This window comes from Salinarimonas sp. NSM, from assembly GCF_052380005.1.
Classification (GTDB): domain Bacteria; phylum Pseudomonadota; class Alphaproteobacteria; order Rhizobiales; family Beijerinckiaceae; genus Salinarimonas.
Map to the genome: position 1 here is coordinate 72,371 of NZ_JBQTCJ010000004.1, position 21,084 is coordinate 93,454.

A 21,084-nucleotide genomic window follows, 5' to 3' on the forward strand; every position below is an offset into this window, starting at 1 on the left:
GACATGAGCATCAGGATTTCCGCGCTCAACCCCACCGCCACGCCCTCGCGCGACGCGGCCGTGCCCGTCTCGGCGGACGGGCTGACGAACCGCTACAGCGTCGCGCAGATGCTCGGGCTCATGGTCAAGGATGATCTCCCGACGCTCGACGGCGGCGACATCGGATTCGATCCGGCCGGCACCGAGCTGACCGCGACCGAGCTACAGGGCGCCGTCGAGGAAGTGCTCGCGCGCCTGAAGCGTGTGCCGGTCGATGAGCGCGCCGACGCCTACACGATCACGCCCGCGGACGTCGGGAGGATGCAACTCCTCACGCTCAACGGCGCCCGGACGTTCACGCTTCCCCTCGCCGCCGACGTAGCCAGCGGCTCCGTGGTGTGGGTCGGGAATTCCGGCAACTCGACGCTCACCGTCCAGCGTTCCGGTGCGAATACCATCGTCGACCCGAGCGCGGGCGTCGTGACGAGCATCTCCCTCGCGCGGTACGAGACGGCGAAGCTCCTCAGGCTCGACGCGTCCTCCTGGAGCGTCGTCGCCCGGAACAAGGTCGAGGGAGGCGGGACCTTCTCGACGCTCTCGGTGAGCGGAGCGGCGACCTTCGCGGCCGGCAGCGCGAGCACGCCTTCCATCGCCCGGACCGGCGACACCGACACCGGCCTGTTCTTTCCCGCCGCGAACACGATGGGGTGCGCGGCCAACGGCGGGGAGGTGTGGCGCACGGTCCAGAGCGCGTTCCTCGTCGGCAGGACCTCGACCACGGCGGACGGGCTCGGCACCCGGATCACCGATCAGGGCACGATGCAGATTGGCACCGGCGGCACCGGAAGCGTCCAGGTCGTGCAATTCTATCGAGGCTCCGTCGCCGACACGCTCGCGGGCTCGATCTCGTCCTTGAGCGCCACCACGGTTTCATTCAACACGTCGTCCGACGAGCGGCTGAAGGACTTCGGCGAGCCCGACCTTGCGCCGGGGCTCGTGGTGGACGATCTCGCCGCGCTTCTCGCGCCCTACACGTGGAAGCTCGACGGCGCGTCCGACTACGGCATGAGCGCGCAGGCCGCCCATGCCGTGCTTCCGGCGATGGTCACGCCCGGCAACGGGGAACCCGGCGAGCCGGACTTCATGCCCTGGCAGGTGGATTGGTCCAAGGCCGTTCCCCGCCTCATCGCCTACGTCAAGCTGCTGGAGCTGCGCGTCGCCGCGCTGGAGGCCGCGTCGAGCGGCGGATCGGGGGCGACGCCGTGACGGGCTTCCTCCTCACCGTCCGCAAGCGTGGCATCCTCAACCGCACCCGAGCCCGCGACGTCACGCGAGACGAGCGCCGGGGGCTCGGCATCGGCCCGGACGTTCCCGCCGTGGGGCTCGAGCTGGCGACATGCGGCGAGACGATCTCCGTCGTCGCGCCCGCCGCGCACCACGTCGACCGCGAGGCGATCGTCGAGCCCGTCGCGATCCTCGGCACCGGCTTCCGGCATCGGCCGAGCGAGGCGCGCCGCTACATGGGCGCCGTGGTCGCGCTGGCGAGCCTCCCGGATGCGGCGCTCGCCGAGATCGCCGAGAAGCTCACCGGGCGCGTCACCGGGTGCGAGAAGGCTCGCGCGGGGCGCTGCGACTGCGCGTCTCGACACGCCCCGCTCGCCGTCGCGCTCGCCGCCGCGGCCGGTCCCTGGAGCGCGGTCGCACAGGACAGCATGGGCCGCGCCGCCGGCCTGGAGCGCAGCCCGAAGAGCGCCGCTGTCTCCGAACAGGTCGACGTCGCCCGCGGCGCCATCGCCGCCATCGTCCGGGCGCGCAAGCCCATTCAGGCCGTCCACCGCGCCCCGGCATGGTCCGGAGCCGCGGCGATGAGCGAGGCGCGCCGATGAGCACGATCGTCGAGGAAATCGTCGCGCTGTTCGGCGTGCGCGTGGAGGGCGAAGGCGACCTTCGCCGCTTCCGCGACTCGCTCCGGGAGACGGGGCAGGCGATCACGAACGTCGGCAGGGGCCTCACCGCGGGCGTCACCGTGCCGCTGATGGGCATGGCCGGCCTCATCGCCAACGTGGCCGGTGACTTCGAAGCTTCGATGAACAGGGTCGGCGCGGCGCTCGGCGCGAGCGAGGCCGAATTCGACGCGCTCGAGGCGGCGGCCCGGGACATGGGTGCCACGACGCAATTCAGCGCGACGGAGGCCGCGGACGCGATCGAGGTTCTCGCGAAGAATGGCCGGAACGCCGCACAGATCCTCGGCGGCGAGCTGGAGGGAAGCCTCACGCTCGCGGCGGCGACGTCATCCGACCTCGCGCAGGCCGCCGACGTCGTGACCGACGTCATGCTCCAGTTCGGCAAGACGAGTGAGGACACCGGCGACGTCGTGGACGGTATCGCGGGCGTCCTCTTCGCATCGAAGCTCGACTTCAACGACTACACCCTCGCGCTCGCGCAGGCCGGCGGCGCGGCCGGTGCGCTGGGCATGTCCTTCGACGACTTCAACGCATCGATCGCCGCGACGTCGTCTCTATTTGCGAGCGGATCGGACGCCGGCACGTCGTTCAAGACCTTCATCCAGCGCTTGGTGCCTCAGACCGCCGAGGCCGAGGCAGCGATGCGGCAATTTGGGCTCGAGTTCTACGACGCCGCCGGCAACATGAAGAGCGCCGAGGAGATCGCGCAGGAGCTCCAGGACGGGCTCGGCGGGCTCTCGGATGCGGCGAAGAACGAGGCGCTGACGACGATCTTCGGATCGGACGCCATGCGCACCGCCGTGGGCTACATGGACGCCGGCGCCGAGGGCATCCGCGCGATCAAGGCGGCGATGGACGAGATCTCCGCCGCCGAGCAAGCCGCGGCCCGCATGGAGGGCTTCAACGGCCAAATGAAGGCCATGGCGTCGGCGTTCGAAGCTGTTCAGCTCGCTCTCGCGGATACCGGCATCCTCCAGGCGTTCACGGACGTCGTCACGAAGATCTCGGAGATCCTGCGCGCGATCGCGGACGTCAACCCGGAGATCCTGAAATTCGGCGTCATGGTCGCGGGCGCTGCGGCCGTGATCGGCCCGGCGCTCATCGTGCTCGGGGCGATGACGACGGCGCTCGCGGGCCTCACCTGGCCCATCCTCGCCGCCGTCGTGGCGTTCGGGGCGCTCACCGCGGCCGTGGTGAAGTTCTGGCCCGAGATCAAGGAGGCCTTCGACAACGTCAAGGCCATCTTCGACGAAGGCGGGCTCGAGGCGGTGTTCGCTGCCGCCAAGGATCGGATCCTCGCTTTCTGGGAAGGGACGGACTGGACTACGCTCGGCACGGCGATCGCGGCCGGCATCGGTGCGGGAATGGCAGGGGCAGGTGAGTGGATCGCCGAATGGGTGTCCGGGCTCACCGCGCAGATTCAGGCCGTGGACTGGACTCAGGTCGGCGCATCGGTTGCGCAGGCCATGCTCGCCGGCATCGACTTCATCGCGCAGCTCTTCGACAGCATGTCGACGTCCGCCGGCGGCGCAGACTGGGCCGCGATCGGCGCGATCATCGTGGCCGGGTTGCTCGCGATCGGTGGGGCCGTCCGGGACTTCGTCAACGGCTTCTTCGAAGAGATGTCCGTCGCTTTCGGCGAGGTGGACTGGACGGCGCTCGGCGTCACGATCGGAACCGGGATCTTCGAAGGGCTCAAGTCGCTCGGCGGTTCCATCGCCTCGTGGTTCCGATCGCTTTTCCCCGATCCGCGCTCGTGGTTCGGATTCGGCGGCGGCGGCGGCGGTGGCGACGCCGAGCCCGCGGTGGACGGCGCCCGCGCGGCGGGCGGCCCGGTCCGCGGCGGCGGGACCTACCTCGTTGGCGAGCGCGGTCCCGAGCTGTTCACGCCCGGCGGTTCCGGCTTCGTCACCCCACACGACCGCAGCATGGAAGCCATCGCCGGCATGGCGCGGTCGGCCGCGGTGCACAACGACTACTCGACGAGGGTCGGAGACATCCATGTGCACGCTCCGACGCGCGAGGCCGGCGACATCGGCCGGACGGTGCGCGCGGCGATCGATGACACGCGAGCGTTCGGGCGCAACGCGCCGGCGCCCGCGACACCGTGAGGGGGCGAGGATGATCATCGCCACGGCAGCCGTGCGCCGCGAGATCCGAAACGGCGGGCTCGACGCGATCGAACGGCGCCTGCGCGCAGCGAAGAGCGCGCCGAACGCGGTCGCCGTGGGGCTTCCGCGGGGCTCCGATCCCGAGCAGCTGATGAAACTGACCTACTCGGAATTCGGTACGTCGCGCCAACCCGAGCGGCCCGCATTCCGCAACGCCATGCGCGACGGCCGCGCCCGCTACATGCGCCTTCTCGGCCGATCGCTGGAGGGCCTCTTGCTGGGCACGACGTCGCTCCCCACCGCTCTCAACCGGCTGGGCATCCTGGCGACGGGTGACGTCCAGCAGAGCATCACCGACCTGCGCGACCCGCCGAACGCACCCTCGACGATCGCGGCGAAGGGCTCGTCGAATCCGCTCGTCGACACGGGCGCCATGCGCCAGGCCATCACGCACGAGGTGCGGCGGCATTCTTGGGGAGGCGGCTCATGATGACGCTCGCCCTTCCCGAGAGCCCCGCCGAGCTGCGCGCACTCGCCGCCCGCCTTCGCCGGCAATCGGACCCCGGCCGGACGATCGCCCTCGCGCTGATCATCCGCGACGCGATCACCGCCGCCACCGTGGCCCGTCCCGACGCCGAGCGCGGCTTCCTCGACTATGCCGCGGGCTACCTCGACGGGCTCGCGGAAGCGACGGAGGCGGCGTTCTTCGCCCCGCCTGCGGATGCGACGCGCCACTGACGATTTGCACGATTATCGGGAGCAATGCCGTGACGAAGGACCTCGCAGAACGGATCGCACAGGCCACCGCCGTCGCGCTCGCCGCCGTCGAGATCGCCGCGCTCGCCGAGAGCATCCGCGTCGAGGCCGAGGATCTTGCGAAGCAAGCCGCACAGGATCGGCGTCTCGCCGCCGACGAACGCGAGGAACACGCGTTCCGGGCGCGCGCACGCGAGCGCGCCGACATCCTGGCGTGGCGCGCGCGGATGCTCACCGACGCCATCCCCACGCTGCGCGTCGCCTACGACGCCGCGCGCGACGCCACCACGCCCGCGGCGCTCGCCGCCTGAGAACGGAGACGCTCCGATGTACCGCCGCCCCAACGGAACCGAATGCGACGCGACCGAAGCTCTCGACGGGCGCGGCGCGCTGCGCGACGGCTTCACGATCGGCCGCCGCATGATGATGGCCGACGCCGCGCCGAGCTTCGCCGGCGACCGGCTCACCGTCGCCGACCTCGCGAAGGTCGGGAGCCTGCCGGCGACGGTGCCGCCGGGCGTCGTGACCGAAGAGCTTCAGGATATCGCCCGCCGGCTTGCCGCCGTTCCGAACCGCGCCGAGGCCGAATCGATCATGCACGCGGTCGAGATCGCGCATGCCACGATCCGCGTGGGCCTCGAGCGGGATCGGCAATTCGCCGCCCGCGGTCAGATCGCCGGGACGCCCGCGGAGCTGGAAGCCGAGTTCCGCGGGAAGGAAGCCGCGCTCGCGTGGCTGGAGACGGTCCACAGCGTGCTCAAGGGCGCGACGCAGGGTCTCCGGGACGCACGGCACGCGGACGCCACGACGATCGCGCAGGCCCGCGCGGATGCCGCCTACGACGCCGGCCGCGACGACCTGTCGAACGCCTGGCGCCGCTGATCACCCGAACCACAGGAGACCCCACCATGACCACGACCCCGATTTCCGACCGCATCGCCGCCATCCTCACGGCGAGCTCGCCCACCGCCGAAGACGTGCGCGACGTCCTGCAGGCCGCCCGCGGCGAAGCCGCCCGGCTCGCCGGCCTCAAGGACAAGCTCCGGGCGATGGCGATGCACCCGACGACGCCCGCCGCCGAGGTGAAGGCGGCGCGCGCGAAGATCGCCGATGCCGACTTCGACGCCGAGCGTCTCGTGGTCGCCGTCCAGGCGCTCGAGTCCGCGCTCGCCCGCGCCGAGGCGCGCGAGGCCGAGGCCGCACGTCTCGCCGCCTACGAGGCCGCGCTCGCCGAGCGGGACGCCGCGGCGGAAGAGCTGCGCAAGGTCTACCCGGAGGCCGCGCAGCGCATCGCCAAGGCCCTCGCGCGGGTCGCGGCGAGCGACGCCGAGGTGTCCCGCATCAATCGCGAGGCCCGGCCGGACGGCAAGCCGTGGATCGCCCCCGTCGAGACCGTCGTGCGCGGCGTGACCGAGAACGGCGCGGTGCTCAACGCGGACGGGACGCCGAGCGTCAACCGCGCATCCACGCTCGTCGACGCCGTGAACCTCCCGGCGCTCGACGCCGCCGACGTGGTGAAGGTCGGGAGCCCGGCCGCGTTCTTCTGGCGCAAGGGCTCGAAGGGCACGAGCGCCGCCTCGGCCGTCGCCGCCTGATCACGAGATCGGCGTGCGGATCGAATCGGTTCGTGCGCCGTGGCGTCCCCGGTCGGGTTTCAGATGCGCTCGCCGGGGGCGCCTCCACAGGTCGCGCGGGTCCCGGGTCCAGGGGTCTCCGCCCGCGCGCGCCGGGCGTGTCATGGCGCCCCGGCAAGGGCCGTCCCGGTGTGAGGGTGCGTCGGGACGGCCTCCCCTTCCACGAGAGCACGATGACGCCAGCCGAGGCCCGCCGGATCGTTGCCGCCGCGGTCGAGCGCGAGGCGGACCGGCTGCGATCCCAGGCGCGGGACGTCGAGACCGCGGCGCTTCTCGCCTACGCCGCCCGGCGAGCGGGTGAAGCCGCCACCCTCGCGCTCGTGCTCTCCGAAGATCGGCCCCGTGCCGATGCCCGCGCGTCCGGCCCGACGCCTCATGCAGAGGCCGCGCCGGGCGCGCCTTCCCCGTCACCATGATGATCATGAGGAACCCCGCCATGCCCCGCGCCGCCGCCATCCCCGAAGACGACTATGTGCCCCCCGCGCTGGAGCAGTTCGCCGCCGCTCTCGTGCTGCTCGGCTGGGACGTGAAGCGCGTCGCCGCGGAAGCCGGCATCCCCGTTGCCCGCGCGCGCCGAGCCCTCGCCGGCGATGAGAGCGGGAAGAGCGTGGGGGATCGCCGCGTCATCGCCCGATCGCTTCGCGGCGTCCACGTCGAGTTCATCCCCGCGGCCGGGCGGTTCGGCCCTGGCGTTCGCACCGTCGCTCGCGGATAGCCCCGCGACGGGCCTGCAGTCAATTTCGCCACGACTGTCCAAGTGCGTCATCGAACCAATGCTCGACGTCGTATCTCACGCCTGCGCGACTTCGGAACCGCAAGTATTCAGGGTGCCTGTCCGTTATCCACTCGTAAAACGAAGTGAAACTCGGATGCTCTTCCGGCACGAGCCTCCGCTCGCTCGCCCAGACGCTTACGAGTGACATGATCGCTTGCTTGCATTCGTCACGTGTGGGCATCAGCGCTTCGACCCTTGATCGGCGAACCCGCGCTCGCGCAGCCACTCCCCAAGGGCGCGGCGGATCATCTCCGGGCGCGACGGCTTCGGGTCCGGCTGCGAAGACAGGGCGACGTCGAGGGGCGCGAGCATGTCCGGCGGGACGCGCACCGTGATCGGCGTTGCATCCACCCGCGGGCGACCGCCTCGGCTCTTCGGTGTTTCCGACATTGACAACCTGCTTTCTCGTGGCTAGGTTTACGATGTCAGAAACGACGCGGGCTGACAAGGTGCTCGCAACACCCCGCCAGCCCTGACCACACACGATCCGTAGGAGATCACGCATGGCTACCTCGACCGATACCACACCCGCCGCCCCGCGCGGCATCGATCCGCAACTCGCCTTCCAGGTCCTTCCCGCGGTGGGGACGCTCCCGCCGTTCACGCTCGGCGGCGTGGCCCGCAAGCCCGACGAGAGCCCGATCATCGCCCTCGCGAAGGCATGGAAGGTCGAGCACGCCCGCGGGCGCCTGGCGATCGCCGAGGCCGGCGACGACACCGACGATCTCGTCGACGCCATCGATGCCCGCCTGAAGGCGATCGAACAGGCGATGGCGAGCGTCGAGCCTTGCGACGGGGCGGACGTGGCGGCGCTCCTCGACACCGCCATCGCGCTCGTCGACAGCATGCGCGGGTGCCTGCGCGACAGTGACGTGACCGACGACCGTCTCCGGCCGCTCATCGTCGCCGCCCGCCGCGGTGCACACAATCTCGACAGGTTCCTCCCGCCAGCCGGCGAGCCGTCCTATCGCGACGTGCTCGCCGAGCGCGTCAAGAAGGCCGGCCGCAAGCCGCTGGCGCAGGTGCTCGACGAGCTCGCGCGCAACACCGCCGCCGAGGAAGACGCCCGCCTGGAGCGCGTGCGCAACCGCGAGGACAGCCGCTACCCCACGGAGTACGAAGCCCTTCGCGTGGTGCAAGCACGCCTCGGCGATCTCCCGCGCCGCGTCGAGGTGATCTCCGATCCGAAGCATCTTCTCGCCGTGATCGAAGGCATGAACCTCGCGGCCGAGACGCTCCACACGCCCATCGGCATGTGCGTCGGCGAGGCCAAGGTCATCGGCACCCACCACGTCGCGGCGACGATGCTCTCCGACCTGCAGGAGTTCCTCGACCACATCTGCTACACCGCTGAGGAGCGCCTGCATGCCTTGCATGAGGAAACGCTCGCCAGCGAGGCGCTGATCTCGCGTGCGGTGCGCCGGGAGAGCTGGGCCGAGGCGCGCCGTCTCATCGCCGAGATGGAGGCCGGCCATGCGCCCGTGGCCCGCTGATCTCGACCTCGACGCCCTCGCGCGTCCGATCGGTCCGGAGGTGCGCGCCCGCATCGAGGCGCACATCGAGCGCATGATGGCGGTTCTCGACGACCTGGACGGGGACCCGGACACCGAGCCCTATCTCGCGGCGACGGTGTGTGAGGACTGCTACGGCTGCCACACGCCCGGCGACGATCGCGAGCACGAGGACGACTTCGAGCCGGACTGCGACCGCGAGCCTGAGGGCTACCTCTGACGCAGACCTGTCACCCGCCCCGCCCGGCTCGCCGCGGCGGGGTTCTTCGTTGCGGGTGTCTCCTCAGTTCTGAGGACACCCCCATTCCTCAGATCTGAGGGCTCCCCGAACGTCTGCGCAAAATTGCGCGCACGTCGCATCCCCGCAGAATTGCGGGGATGTCCCACCGGCCGAAAGGTATCTGCATGATACAGGTACCTTGCGCCTCCTTCATGCGAGACCTGCACCTCCGTCATGGAGGCGTCTCCGTTACGGGGATGCAGGTCCCGTGTCTCCGTTACGGGGCTCTCCCCAAATCTGGGGGCAGGTCTCCACGGTCGAAACGACCGCGCAGGTTCTCGCCGGATCGGGCGAAAACCCGATCTCCGTTGTCGTTACAGCAATGCAGGTCCGGGCGGTTATCCTGGGAATTTCCCAGATTCCGCTCCCCGAATCGGGGAGCAAATGCCCTTCCCGCGGGCATTCGCGAATGCGATGCAGGCGCCCTCACCCCGTCCGCTTCTCCCCCGCGAGCGTGAACCCGCGTGCGATCCGCTCGGCTATCACCCGGGCCTCCCCTTCGGACCATCGGCCCGTCGCTGATCGCCGGGCGCCGTCTGCCCAGTAGACGTACGCCACCGAGCGGCCTGCGGCGTCGACCACGACGAACGCCTCCTCGAGCGCGCGGACGGTGCAAGGCGGCGTGGGGCTTGCATCGGGCATGGGCGGGACCTGGAGGGGAGGATTCGTCACACGAGCACGCCAGGAAGCACAATTCGCTCCGGTGCTTCCGCGGTGCTTCCGCAAGGATCTCTCAGGTAGCACACAATCTGTCGGCGACCTGAAATCCAATATTCTGTAAGGGTTTGTGGTGAGCGCGCTGGGGCTCGAACCCAGGACCTACAGATTAAAAGTCCGTTGCTCTACCAGCTGAGCTACGCGCTCCCGCGGCACCTGATTAAGCGCATCGCCGGCGGGGGTCAACACGAAGCCACGGCATCGGCGAGCCCCTCCCCGCTTGACGAACCGCCGCCGTATGCGCACTTCCCCCGATGCCGCGCCCGCTCCCCGGCGCATCGGAGACCCGCCCCCGTGGACCGCCTGAAATCCCTCGTCGAATCCCGCCACACCGAGCGGGTGATCATGGTCCTCATCCTCGTCAACGCCGTCACGCTGGGCCTCGAGACCGTGCCCGCGGTGATGGAGCGGATCGGGCCGGCGCTGCTCCTGCTCGACAAGGCGATCCTCGCGGTGTTCGTCGTCGAGATCGCGGCGCGGCTCGCGGTGCACCGGCTGCGCTTCTTCGGCAACGCCTGGAACGTGTTCGACTTCACCGTCGTGGCCATCGCGCTGGTGCCGGCGACCGGCGCGTTCTCCGTTCTGCGCGCGCTGCGCGTGCTGCGCCTGCTTCGCCTCGTCAGCATGGTGCCCTCGCTGCGCCGGGTCGTGGGCGCGATGGTCGGGGCGCTGCCGGGGATGGGGTCGGTGATCGTGCTGCTCACGCTCGTGTTCTACGTCTTCGCCGTGATGTCGACGAAGCTGTTCGGCGCCTCCTTCCCGGACTGGTTCGGCTCGATCGCGGCCTCCGCCTACACGCTCTTCCAGGTGATGACGCTGGAGAGCTGGTCGATGGGCATCGTGCGACCGGTGATGGAGGTCTACCCCTACGCCTGGGCGTTCTTCGTGCCCTTCATCGTGGTGACCACGTTCACCGTGCTCAACCTCTTCATCGGCATCGTGGTCTCGGCCATGCAGGCCGTCCACGAGGAGGAGACGAAGACGCAGCGCGAGGCCGAGCGGGCGGCGGACCAGGCGGCGAGCGTCGAGGTCGCCGCGGCGGCCAGCGCCATGCAGGACGTCAACGCGACCCTCCTCGACGAGATCCGCGCGCTGCGGCGCGAGATGGAAGCCCTGCGCGAGCTCCGCGGGCGCAGCGACGCGGCGGAATAGGCGGGTCAGAGCCCGTGGAAGGCGCGTTCGCGATAGACGAGTGCGCGCGCGTGCCGGCCGACCCGCAGGTCCACCACCTCGCCGATCACGACATGGTGCGTGCCGACGATCTCCGCGGAGACGAGCCGGCAATCGAAGGCGACGAGCGCGCTCTCGAGCACGGGCGCGCCGGTCGCGAGCGTCGTCCAGACCCCCTGGCCGAAGCGCGCCTCGCCGCGCAGCTCCGCGCGCCCGGCGAAGACGTTGGCCAGCGGCTCGTCGTCCCAGGCGAGCGTGCCGACGCAGAACACCCCGTTCGCCACCAACGCCTGCGTGCTCTCGCTGCCCGCGTTGGCGCACACCAGCAGCGTCGGCGGATGGTCCGAGACGGCGGTGACGGCGGTCGCGGTGAAGCCGGCGCGCCCGCTCGGCCCGCGCGTCGTCACCACGTGCACGGCGCCCGGCACGCGGCTCATCGCGTCGCGGAACGTGCCGGCGTCGAGGGCGTCGGCGCCGGCGGCGGCTTCGAGACGTGAGCTCAAGGGTGATCCTTCTCGCAGCGCCCGGGCCCGCACGGGCACGAGCCTCGGCTCTCCTTCGTCTTTCCATATGGCTTTTCCGGCCGCGAAGGGAAGCCTCGCGGACGCAGGTGCGGGCTCGCGGACGGGATCAGTCGAGCGCGAGCACGCTCTTGCGCGAGGAGAAGAGCTTCACGGAACGGTTGCGCACGAGCGCGTAGAGCAGTGCCTTCACGCCTTCGGTCGCCCCCACCAGCGCGCGGGCCCGGTCGGCGTTGGTGCCGCGGATCGCCTCCGCCCCGCCGATCTCGTAGAGGTGCAGGAGCGCGGCGCTCGAGATCAGCGAGAGGTGCGTGAAGGCCTGCGGGAAGTTGCCGAGGAAGCCGCCGGTCTTCGGGTCGACCTCCTCGGCGTAGAGCCCGACGTCGTTGGCGCGCGCGAGCAGCCGCTCGAACAGCGCCCGCGCCTCCTCCCCGCGCCCCACCGTGAGGTAGGCCTCCACCAGCCAGAAGCTCGTGATCATGAAGGCGCCCTCGGCGCCCTCGAGCCCGTCCTCGCCGCGGTAGCGGTAGACGAGGTCGTCGACCTTCAGCTCGGCCTCCACCCGGCGGACGGTCTCGCCGAGGATCCGCGTGTCGATCGGCAGGCCGAGCAGGGGCACCTGCAGGAGCGCGGCGTCCACCGCCTGCGTGCCGAAGGCCTGCGTGAGGTGGGGCGGATCACCCGCCGTGCCCTTCTCCAGGATGGCAGCGAGGATCGCCTCACGGTTCTCGCGCCAGAGCGGGCGGTCGCCGAGGATCTTCGCGGCGCGGTCGAGGGTCACCCAGGCCATGGCCTTGCCCTGCACGAAGTCCTGCGGCCCGGAGCGCATCTCCCACAGACCCTGGTCGGGCTGGTGCCAGGTCCGGCAGACGTGGTCGGCGATGGAGCCCATCAGCGCGCGCTCGTCCGCGCCGAGATCGGCTCCGAGCGCGAGCCGCAGGTCGGCCCAGTCGAGCACCTCGCCGAAGACGTCGAGCTGGCGCTGCTCGGCCGCCTCGTTGCCGGTGCGCACCGGCCGCGCGCCGCGATAGCCGGCGAGGTCGTCGCGGTCGCGCTCGGGCAGGAAAGGCTGGCCCTCGATGCCGTAGACGATGCGCATCGTCGAGCCCTCGCGCAGGCAGCGCCGGGTGAGGAAGTCGGAGAACCGCGCCGCCTCGCCGCTGAAGCCGAGCGTCGAGAGCGAGAACAGCGCGAAGCAGCTGTCCCGCAGCCAGGAGAAGCGGTAATCCCAGTTGCGTGCGCCGCCGAGCTGCTCCGGCAGCGAGGTCGTCGCCGCAGCGACGAGGGCGCCGGTCGGCGCGTAGGTCAGGCACTTGAGCGCCAGCGCCGAGCGCGTGACCTGCTCGGCGTAGGGCCCGCGGTAGCGCACGTAGGCGGCCCATTCGCGCCAGAAGGCGCAGGTCACCTCGAAGAGGTGATCGACCCGCTCGCGCGGGTCTGAGAGCGGCATGACATGGGTGAGGACGGTGGCGATCGACTCGCCTTCGGCGATCTCGTGGCGGATCGCCGCGCCGCCCTCGTCGAGCGCGATCTCGCCGCCGCACCAGAGCATCAGCCCGCCGCGCGCGGCGATGCGCCCCTCCTCCACCACGAGATCGAGCGGCGCCTTGGAGAAGCCCGGCCCGCGCGGCGAGAACCGGCTGGTGACGCCGACACGCCCCTCGACGCAGGCGAGACGGCGCACGAGCCAGCCCGGCGCGTTGAGGTCGACGTAGTCGTGAGCCTTGGCCGCGCGGGTCCGGCCCACGGGCATGAAGTCCGTGACCTCGAGCACGCCCGTCTCGCAGACGAAGGTCGTGCGCAGCACGTTGGTGCGATCGACATAAGCGCGGCGGACCTCGCGCACGCCGTCGGGCAGGATCTCCCAGGCTCCGCCGCCGTGGTCGCCCCTCTCGCCGCCGTCGAGCAGGCGGAAGAAGGTCGGGTCGTCGTCGAGGCGCAGGAGCGCGAGCCAGTCGATCGCGCCCGCGCGGGAGACCAGCGCGGCGCCGTGGCAATCGCCGATGATCGCGTAATCCTCGATCGGCGGCTGGACGTAGGGGGGACGGTCATCGGTCTGCGGCAGCTCGGCGGCCATGCGCTCTCCTCGGTCGCGGGGACAGCGCGACAACGCACGCAGAGCGTGGCCGTTCGCCCACGGTGCGCGCTGCCGAGCCGGAACCATGCGGCCTCGCCGCGCAGCGAACCGACGCGGCCGCGGCCGCCGCCCTCGAGATGCTCCCGCCCGCCGGCTCCGCGAGCCGTCGACCACCCGAGAGGCGGCGCCACGCCCTCACGCCGCGTCGCGCTCGTCCTCTCGCCGCTCCATGGGTCCGCGTCGGAGCGAGACGAGGAAGGCGCGGACCTCCTCCCCGAGGCGGCGCCCCTGCGCCTCCACCTCGCCGGCGGCGGCGAGGACGGCGCTCGCGGTCTTGCGCGACCCCTGCACGTTCTCCGACACGCCGTGGATGTTCTCGGTGACGTTCCGCGTCCCTTCGGAGGCCTGCTCGGTGTTGCGCGCGATCTCCGCCGTCGCCGCCGTCTGCGAGGCGATGGCGTTGGCGATCTGGGAGGAGGCCGTGTCGATCTCCCCGATGAGACGGCCGATCTCCGTGATGGCGTCGACGGCGCCGGACGTCGCGGACTGAAGCTCGCCCACCTGGGAGGCGATCTCCTCGGTCGCTTTCGCGGTCTGGCCGGCCAGCGTCTTCACCTCCGCCGCCACGACCGCGAAGCCGCGGCCGGCCTCGCCGGCGCGGGCTGCCTCGATCGTCGCGTTCAGCGCGAGCAGGTTCGTCTGGTCGGCGATGGCGTTGATCAGCTCGACCACCTTGCCGATCCGCTCCGCCGCGCCCGAGAGGCCGACGACGATCGCCTGGGTCTCGCTCGCGCGGGCGACCGCCTGGCGCGCGCGGTCGGCCGAGCGCTGCGCCTCGTCGACGACCTCCTGCGCGGAGGCCGAGAGCTCGGTCGCCGCAGAGGCCACCGTCTCGACCGAGATGGACATCTCCTCGGACGCCGCCGCGACCGCGCTCGCGCGCTCGTTCGTCGTCGCCGCGCCGGTTTCCATGCCGGCCGCCATCTCGCCCATCGTGCGCGAGGCGTCGCCCAGCGTGCGCACGATCGCCTCGATCGCTTCCTCGAAGGAGGCGGTCGAGGCGTTGAAGGCCGCGACGCGATCCTCGATCACCGCGGTCGCCTCGTTGATCGTCGTCGCGGCACCACCGAGCGCTCCTTCGAGGCCATCGGGAAGAATCCGTCGGAAGTACTTGTTGTCCCTCACCGCGGACATCGATGCGGCCGCCTCGCGCACGAAGGCGTCGATGCGGTCGGTGCTGTCGTTGACCTGGTGCATCAGCGCGCCGAGCCCACCGCCCTCGCGGATGCCGACGAGGCGCGCCTCGAAGTCGCCCCGCCCGACCCTGCGCACGACGTCCGTCGTGCGCGAGAGCGCGGCGTGGACCCGGCTCAGCATCCAGCCGGAGAGCCCGAGCCCGGCGAGCGTCAGGACGCCGAAGCCGAGCGCCGTCGTCGAGCCGAGCACCGGCCCGGTGAAGGCGAGACCCGCACCGCCGACGCCCGCCAGCGCGAGCCCGATCGCGGCCTTAGAGAGAGAAGACGAAGCGGTCATAGTCCTGCCCCTTGCCGGCGACGAGTGCGTTGAGGTGGGCGCTGGAGGCGGCCACCGCCTCCTTGCCGTTCCGGTGCGACGCCTCGAGGCCCACGAGCTCGCGGTAGAGCGGCTCGATCTTCGCGAGCGCGGCCCGGCTGGGCAGGCGGCGGTTCGAATGGAAGCCGGTGACCCGGCGCGCGCCATCGAAGGACGGCGTCACGTGGGCGAAGACCCAATAATGGTCCCCGGCCTTGGTCATGTTCTTCACGTAGGCGAACACCTCGCGGCCGGCGAGGATCGCGTCCCAGAGGATCTTGAACACCACCCGCGGCATGTCCGGATGCCGGATCATCGCGTGCGGCTGGCCGATCACCTCGGCCTCGCTGTAACCGGAGATGTCGCAGAAAGTCCGGTTCGCATATGTGATGCGCCCTTTCAGATCCGTCTTGGAGACGATGAGATCCGCGGCGTCGAACAGGATTTCACGTTGGGTGGGCTTGATCTGGGTCGCCATGTCCGCCTCGACGGTCCACCGAATTGCCGGCTTCGGGTCCTTTTTGGCGGTTCCGCCTATAAACTTCGTTAAATGTGGTCATGGTCGGAATTTCTACATATGCGGTTTATAGTTGCTCTTGGGCTGCCGCATCTACGACCGACGTTCGTGGGGTTGTGCGGAACGCGGCCGATACTCGGGAGGAACGGTGCCGCGCTGGAGAGCTCGTCTATGCACGAGTGCCTCACCCCTGCGCGACGAACGCCTCCACCTCCACCCGCGTCGGCAGCGGCCCGACCGCCCCGTAGCCGCGCACCGAGAGCGCCGCCGCGGCGTTCGCGAAGGCGCCGGCGCGGACGGGGTCTTTGTGCAGCACGTAGTCCGCGAGGAAGGCGCCGTCGAATGCGTCGCCGGCCCCGGTGGCGTCCACCGCCGTCACGGGGCGAGCAGGGATCACCGTCTTCCCGTCGCCGGTCGCGATCATCGCGCCGTCCTTGCCGAGCGTGAGCGCGACGACGCCGGCGCCGAGCCGCAGGTAGGCGTCGCAGATGTCCTCGGGCCGGTCGAGCCCGGTGAGCAGGCGCGCGTCGTCGTGGCCCGGCAGCACGATGTCGGCCATGGCCGCCGCCGCCTGGACGATGGCGCGGGCGCGGTCGAGGGGCCACAGCCGCAGGCGCAGGTTCGTGTCGTAGGAGACGAGCGCGCCCGCGGTCTTCGCCGCGCTCATCGCCGCGAACACCATGTCGGTGCAGGACGGCGAGATCGCCTGGCTGATCCCCGACGCGTGGACGATCCGCGCCCGCGCGATCGCGTCCGCGGGCAGCTCGGCGGGAGTCATGAGGCTCGCCGCCGAGCCCTGGCGGTAGTAGCTGAAGTCGTGCCCGTCGGGCCCGTAGCTGATGAAGTAGACGCCGGTGCGCTGCCCCGGCCGGCGGATCACCGCGGACGCGTCGACGCCCTCGCGCGCCCAAAGGTCGAGGAAGGCCTGCCCGAACGTGTCCTCCCCCACGGCGGTCGCCATGGCGGAGCGGGCGCCGAGCCGCGCGGCGGCGACGGCGACGTTGGAGCAGTCCCCGCCGAACCCCGGCGCGTAGAGCCGCTCGCCCCCGCGCTCGGTCTCGGCGAGCTCCATCAGCGGCTCGCCGATGGAGAGGATGTCGATGGTCTTCTCTGGCATGGGGGCGGTCATGGGAGCGGTTTCCGGGTCAGCGACCAGGCAATGCGGCCGGCGCCTCGGGCGAGAGCGCCACGACCTTGCCGGGGTTGAGGATGTCGCGCGGGTCGAGCGCGGCCTTGATCGCCAGCATCGTCTCGAGCGCCACCGCGTCCTTGTAGAGCACGAGCTCGTCGCGCTTGATGAGCCCCACGCCGTGCTCGGCGGCGATGGAGCCGTCGTAGGCGTGGACGATGTCGTGGACGATGCGGTTGAAGCGCTCCCACTCGCCGAGATACGCCGCCTTCTCCATGCCCACGGGCTGGGAGAGGTTGAAGTGGATGTTGCCGTCGCCGAAATGGCCGAAGGCGCAGACGCGGATGCCCTCCATCGCCGCCTCGCAGGCCTCCGACGCCTCGACGATGAAGTCCGCGACCCGCGAGACCGGCACCGAGACGTCGTGCTTGATCGAGCCGCCCTCGCGGCCCTGCACCTCGGAGAGCATCTCGCGCAGCTTCCACAAGGCCGCGTTCTGCGCCTCGCTCGCGCCGATCGTCGCATCCTCCACGAGCCCGTCCTCGATGGCGCCGCCGAGCACGGTCTCGATCAGGCCCTCGAGCTGCGCGTCCGCCCGCGGCGAGGACAGCTCGACGAGGGCGTAGGCCGCGTGGTCGCCCTGGAGCGGCCGGGTGACCCCGTCGGCGTGCTTCAGGACGAGCTCGAGGCCGAAACGGGGAATGTACTCGAAGGCGGTGAGCTGGTCCCCCGCCTCCTCGCGCAGGCGCTCGAACACCTTCAGCGCCGCGTGCGGCCCCTCGCAGCCGAGGAAGGCCGTCACCTTGGCCTTGGGCTTGGGGTAGAGCTTGAGCACCGCCGCCGTGATCACGCCGAGCGTGCCCTCCGAGCCGATGAACAGGTGCTTGAGATCGTAGCCCGTGTTGTCCTTGCGCAGGCCCTTCATGCCGTTCCAGATCCGCCCGTCGGCGAGCACGACCTCGAGGCCGAGCACGAGGTCGCGGGCGTTCCCGTAGCGCAGCACGCCCGTGCCGCCGGCGTTGGTCGCGAGGTTGCCGCCGATCTGGCAGGTGCCCTCTGAGGCGAGCGAGAGGGGGAACAGCCGGTCCGCCGCGTCCGCCGCGTCCTGGATGGACCTCAGCGTCACGCCCGCCTCCACGGTGATCGTGGCGTTGAGCGGATCCAGGGCGCGGATGGCGTTGAGCCGCGCGAGCGACAGCACGACCCCGCCATGCGGCACGCCGCCGCCGACGAGCCCGGTATTGCCGCCCTGCGGCACGACCGGAACGCCCGCCGCCGCGCATTGCGCCAGCACGAAGGAGACCTCGTGGACGTCCTTGGGGCGCACGACCGCGAGCGCGTGGCCGCGATAGAGCCCGCGGCTCTCGACGAGGTGCGGCTCGATGTCGGCGAGCGTCGAGACCACGCTGGCCTCGCCGAGCCGCTCGACCAGACGGGCGACGAGGGCGGCTTCGGCGTTGGGGGCGGCGTCGTTCATGCGTGTTCCGCGGGCTTCGTGACGCGAGTATTCCGGCGACGCGTCTCCTTTAGCACGACCGAGGGCGACGGCGTCACCCCTCGCGGGCGGCGCGGATGCGCGCACATCGACGAAGAGCGTTGCATTCACGCCGCCCGATGCTTGCCAGCCTCTCGCGGCGCTTCTAGCGTGCGGCGCTCCAATCACGAGGAGACGAGACCGTGACCGAGCCGATGTTCCGCGACGACGCCTATCTCACCCGCACCACCGCCCGCGTCGTGGCGGTGACGGAGATGGGCATCGTGCTCGATCGCACCATCTTCTACGCCCAGGGCGGCGGCCAGCCCGGCGACGTCGGCCGGCTTCTCCGGCAGGACGGCACGGCGATTCCCGTCGCCAACGCCGTCTACGGCGAGGACCGCAGCGCCATCGCCCACGTCCCGGCGCCCGACGCGCCCGGCGTCGGCGACGACCTGGTGGGGGAGGACGTCGTCGCCGAGATCGACTGGGACGTCCGCCACAAGCGCATGCGCGTGCACACGGCGCTCCACCTCCTCTCCGTCGTCCTGCCCTACCCCGTCACCGGCGGCGCCATCGGCGACGGCGACGGGCGGCTCGACTTCGACCTGCCGGAGGCCGGGCTCGACAAGGACGAGATCGCGGACACGCTCAACGGGCTGATCGCGCGCGACGCGCCGGTCTCCGAGCGCTGGATCTCCGACGCCGAGCTCGACGCCAACCCGAGCCTCGTCAAGACGATGTCGGTGAAGCCGCCGCGCGGCGCGGGCCGCGTGCGCCTCGTCGCCATCGGCGACATCGACCTCCAGCCCTGCGGCGGCACGCACGTGAAGCGCACGAGCGAGATCGGGCGCGTGCTCGTCACCGACGTCCAGAAGAAGGGCAAGCAGAACCGTCGCGTCCGTATCGCCCTCGCCGACGATGCCGGCTAAAGTCGGCGCGTTTCACAGGAGCGCCCGATGACAGACACGCCCTTCGTCACGCCCGCCTGGCTCGCCGAGCGCCTCGGCGCCCCCGGCCTCGTCGTCGTCGACGCCTCCTGGTACCTGCCGACGATGAGCCGAGACCCGCAGGCCGAGTTCCTCGCGGCACACGTCCCCGGCGCCGTGCGCTTCGACATCGACGCGGTGCGCGACGAGAGCGTGGACCTCCCCCACATGCTCCCCTCGCCGCAGGCCTTCGCCGCGGCCGTGGGCGCGATGGGCATCGGCGACGGCATGCACATCGTCGTCTACGACGGTGCGGGCCTGTTCGCCGCGCCGCGCGTCTGGTGGACCTTCCGCACCTTCGGCGCCCCCGACGTCTCGATCCTGGAGGGCGGCTTCCCCGCCTGGACGGCCGCGGGGCTCCCCGTCGAGGAGGGGCCGGCTCGCCCCCGGGCGAAGGCGACCTTCACGCCCCGGCTCGACCATTCCGCCGTGGCGGACCTCGCCGACGTGCGCCGCGCGCTCGAGACCGGCTCCGCCCAGGTGGTCGACGCCCGCCCCGCCGACCGCTTCGCCGGCCGCACGCCGGAGCCGCGCCCAGGCGTGCGCGCGGGGCGGATGCCCGGCGCGCTCAACGTCCCCTTCTCCGAGATCCTGCGCGACGGCCGCCTCGCCGACGCCGAGACGATCCGCGCGGCGCTGGCGCGGGCGGGCGTCGATCCGGCCAAGCCCGTGATCACGAGTTGCGGCTCGGGCGTCTCCGCCGCGATCCTCTCGCTGGCGCTCGCCGAGATCGGCCGCCCCGCCCGCGCCCTCTACGACGGCTCGTGGGCGGAATGGGGCAGCCGGGACGATTGCCCGGTGGAGACGGACGAGGGGTAGCGCGGGGCGTACCCACGCCGCTCGCCCCTGCCACCCCGGGTCGCGAAGCGGGCCCAGGGCCTAGAACCTCGGGGGTGTGCTCAGCGTGCGCGGAGCGCGCGCGTCCACGCACGCCGGTGGAAACGTCGTGCGCCGCCGCCGCGATCACTCCCCCACGATCTCCCCGTCCGCATACCCCTGCACGTACAGCAGCGCCCGCAGGTCCGCGTGGTCGATCCGCGCGGCGGCGGCTTCCGCCACCGCGGGCTTGGCGTGGTAGGCGACGCCGAGCCCCGCCTCGCCGAGCATGGCGAGGTCGTTCGCGCCGTCGCCGACCGCCAGCGTGTCGGCCTCGCCGAGGCCCCGGCGCTCGCGCAGCTCGACGAGGGTCGCGTACTTGGCCGCGCGCCCGAGGATCGGCTCCTCGACCCGCCCCGCGAGCCGGCCGTCCTCGACGACGAGCACGTTGGCGCGGTGCTCGTGGAAGCCGATCGCCTGCGAGATCGGCCCGGTGAAGAGCGTGAAGCCGCCGGAGACGAGGCAGGTGTAGGCGCCGTGCGCCCGCATGGTGCGCACCAGCGCCCGCCCGCCCGGCGTGAGCCGGATGCGCTCGGCGAGGATCTCCGGCACGATCGTCTCTGACAGGCCGGCGAGCAGCGCGACGCGCTCGCGCAGCGCCGGCTCGAAGGGCAGCTCGCCGCGCATGGCGCGCTCGGTGATCGCGGCGACCTGGGGCTTGAGCCCGACGTAGTCCGCCAGCTCGTCGATGCATTCCTGGCCGATCATGGTCGAATCCATGTCCGCCAGGAACAGCCGCTTGCGACGATGGCGGACCGGCTGGACCACGACGTCGATCCGCGCGGCTGCGGCGTCGATGGCCTCCGCGATGGCGTTGCGGTAGTCCGAGAGGAGCACGGCCTCCCCGAGGGGCGCGACGTTGGGATCCTCGAGCGGGCCCGGCGAGAAGAGGAGGTCCGCCGCGCGCCCGTCGGAGAGCGTGCGCGCCTCCCCCCCCGGCAGCATCGCCATGGCGCGGTCCACATGCGGCGTTTCGAGACGAACGCCGGGGCCGGCGACGAGGGTTGCGACATGCGTCATGGCGTGCGATCCGCGAGGTTCGTCGAAGGAGGC

Annotated in this window: 22 protein-coding genes and 1 tRNA gene; 15 read left to right on the top strand and 8 right to left on the bottom strand. The window is 71.4% G+C overall.

The window, feature by feature from the left end:
- Positions 1–3: 3 nt before the first annotated feature.
- The 12 genes from ACTZWW_RS03115 (at position 4) to ACTZWW_RS03170 (ending at position 8,950) form a co-directional block, all read left to right on the top strand.
- The gene (locus tag ACTZWW_RS03115) at positions 4–1,245 is read left to right on the top strand and encodes a hypothetical protein (protein ID WP_444779475.1); all 1,242 of its coding nucleotides are present in this window, start codon (positions 4–6) and stop codon (positions 1,243–1,245) included.
- Complete coding sequence (locus ACTZWW_RS03120; protein ID WP_444779476.1) at positions 1,242–1,865, top strand: hypothetical protein; 624 nt, start codon at positions 1,242–1,244, stop codon at positions 1,863–1,865. The genes ACTZWW_RS03115 and ACTZWW_RS03120 overlap by 4 nt, the downstream gene beginning before the upstream one ends.
- Positions 1,862–4,054 carry a phage tail tape measure protein gene (locus ACTZWW_RS03125; RefSeq protein ID WP_444779477.1) on the top strand — a complete coding sequence of 731 codons (2,193 nt, stop codon included), beginning with the start codon at positions 1,862–1,864 and terminating at the stop codon, positions 4,052–4,054. Before ACTZWW_RS03120 ends, ACTZWW_RS03125 begins: the two co-directional genes overlap by 4 nt.
- 10 nt (positions 4,055–4,064) lie before the next feature.
- A complete protein-coding gene (locus ACTZWW_RS03130; RefSeq protein ID WP_444779478.1) occupies positions 4,065–4,544 on the top strand; it encodes a hypothetical protein in 480 nt (159 codons plus the stop codon).
- Complete coding sequence (locus ACTZWW_RS03135; protein ID WP_444779479.1) at positions 4,541–4,792, top strand: hypothetical protein; 252 nt, start codon at positions 4,541–4,543, stop codon at positions 4,790–4,792. The genes ACTZWW_RS03130 and ACTZWW_RS03135 overlap by 4 nt, the downstream gene beginning before the upstream one ends.
- 29 nt (positions 4,793–4,821) lie before the next feature.
- Positions 4,822–5,121 carry a hypothetical protein gene (locus ACTZWW_RS03140; RefSeq protein ID WP_444779480.1) on the top strand — a complete coding sequence of 100 codons (300 nt, stop codon included), beginning with the start codon at positions 4,822–4,824 and terminating at the stop codon, positions 5,119–5,121.
- Between the two features lie 16 nt (positions 5,122–5,137).
- Positions 5,138–5,692: a hypothetical protein gene (locus ACTZWW_RS03145; protein ID WP_444779481.1), complete on the top strand. Its 555-nt coding sequence runs from the start codon at positions 5,138–5,140 to the stop codon at positions 5,690–5,692.
- Positions 5,693–5,718: 26 nt separating this feature from the next.
- Complete coding sequence (locus ACTZWW_RS03150; protein ID WP_444779482.1) at positions 5,719–6,405, top strand: hypothetical protein; 687 nt, start codon at positions 5,719–5,721, stop codon at positions 6,403–6,405.
- Between the two features lie 212 nt (positions 6,406–6,617).
- Positions 6,618–6,860 carry a hypothetical protein gene (locus ACTZWW_RS03155; protein ID WP_444779483.1) on the top strand — a complete coding sequence of 81 codons (243 nt, stop codon included), beginning with the start codon at positions 6,618–6,620 and terminating at the stop codon, positions 6,858–6,860.
- A 20-nt stretch (positions 6,861–6,880) separates the two neighbouring features.
- Positions 6,881–7,159 (top strand): hypothetical protein, encoded by a 279-nt coding sequence (locus ACTZWW_RS03160; protein WP_444779484.1) that lies wholly within the window; start codon positions 6,881–6,883, stop codon positions 7,157–7,159.
- Between the two features lie 563 nt (positions 7,160–7,722).
- The gene (locus tag ACTZWW_RS03165; RefSeq protein ID WP_444779485.1) at positions 7,723–8,712 is read left to right on the top strand and encodes a hypothetical protein; all 990 of its coding nucleotides are present in this window, start codon (positions 7,723–7,725) and stop codon (positions 8,710–8,712) included.
- A complete protein-coding gene (locus ACTZWW_RS03170) occupies positions 8,693–8,950 on the top strand; it encodes a hypothetical protein (protein WP_444779486.1) in 258 nt (85 codons plus the stop codon). The genes ACTZWW_RS03165 and ACTZWW_RS03170 overlap by 20 nt, the downstream gene beginning before the upstream one ends.
- 848 nt (positions 8,951–9,798) lie before the next feature.
- Here the strand turns inward: ACTZWW_RS03170 and ACTZWW_RS03175 are convergent.
- Positions 9,799–9,874: transfer RNA gene (locus ACTZWW_RS03175), tRNA-Lys, on the bottom strand.
- A 147-nt stretch (positions 9,875–10,021) separates the two neighbouring features.
- Here ACTZWW_RS03175 and ACTZWW_RS03180 point away from each other — a divergent pair.
- Complete coding sequence (locus ACTZWW_RS03180) at positions 10,022–10,879, top strand: ion transporter (RefSeq protein WP_444779487.1); 858 nt, start codon at positions 10,022–10,024, stop codon at positions 10,877–10,879.
- Between the two features lie 5 nt (positions 10,880–10,884).
- On the opposite strand, the gene ACTZWW_RS03185 is transcribed toward ACTZWW_RS03180, so the two are convergent.
- The 6 genes from ACTZWW_RS03185 to ACTZWW_RS03210 all read right to left on the bottom strand — a co-directional run bounded on the left by ACTZWW_RS03185 (position 10,885) and on the right by ACTZWW_RS03210 (position 18,169).
- Positions 10,885–11,400: a flavin reductase family protein gene (locus tag ACTZWW_RS03185; RefSeq protein WP_444779488.1), complete on the bottom strand. Its 516-nt coding sequence runs from the start codon at positions 11,398–11,400 to the stop codon at positions 10,885–10,887.
- Between the two features lie 127 nt (positions 11,401–11,527).
- Positions 11,528–13,495, bottom strand: coding sequence for a glycoside hydrolase family 15 protein (locus ACTZWW_RS03190; protein ID WP_444779489.1), 1,968 nt, complete (start codon positions 13,493–13,495; stop codon positions 11,528–11,530).
- 195 nt (positions 13,496–13,690) lie between these two features.
- Complete coding sequence (locus ACTZWW_RS03195) at positions 13,691–15,028, bottom strand: methyl-accepting chemotaxis protein (protein ID WP_444779490.1); 1,338 nt, start codon at positions 15,026–15,028, stop codon at positions 13,691–13,693.
- A complete protein-coding gene (locus ACTZWW_RS03200) occupies positions 15,003–15,524 on the bottom strand; it encodes a PAS domain-containing protein (protein WP_444779491.1) in 522 nt (173 codons plus the stop codon). Before ACTZWW_RS03200 ends, ACTZWW_RS03195 begins: the two co-directional genes overlap by 26 nt.
- Before the next feature lie 223 nt (positions 15,525–15,747).
- On the bottom strand, positions 15,748–16,692 hold the full coding sequence (locus ACTZWW_RS03205) for a sugar kinase (RefSeq protein ID WP_444779492.1): 945 nt from the start codon (positions 16,690–16,692) through the stop codon (positions 15,748–15,750).
- Between the two features lie 16 nt (positions 16,693–16,708).
- Positions 16,709–18,169 (bottom strand): FAD-binding oxidoreductase, encoded by a 1,461-nt coding sequence (locus ACTZWW_RS03210; RefSeq protein ID WP_444779493.1) that lies wholly within the window; start codon positions 18,167–18,169, stop codon positions 16,709–16,711.
- A gap of 200 nt (positions 18,170–18,369) precedes the next feature.
- Between ACTZWW_RS03210 and ACTZWW_RS03215 the strand changes: the two genes are divergently transcribed.
- On the top strand, positions 18,370–19,098 hold the full coding sequence (locus ACTZWW_RS03215) for an alanyl-tRNA editing protein (RefSeq protein ID WP_444779494.1): 729 nt from the start codon (positions 18,370–18,372) through the stop codon (positions 19,096–19,098).
- A 27-nt stretch (positions 19,099–19,125) separates the two neighbouring features.
- Positions 19,126–19,974, top strand: a complete 849-nt coding sequence (sseA, locus tag ACTZWW_RS03220) for a 3-mercaptopyruvate sulfurtransferase (RefSeq protein ID WP_444779495.1) — start codon at positions 19,126–19,128, stop codon at positions 19,972–19,974.
- 144 nt (positions 19,975–20,118) lie between these two features.
- Here the strand turns inward: sseA and serB are convergent, their stop codons facing one another.
- On the bottom strand, positions 20,119–21,051 hold the full coding sequence (serB, locus tag ACTZWW_RS03225) for a phosphoserine phosphatase SerB (protein WP_444779496.1): 933 nt from the start codon (positions 21,049–21,051) through the stop codon (positions 20,119–20,121).
- Positions 21,052–21,084: the final 33 nt, after the last annotated feature.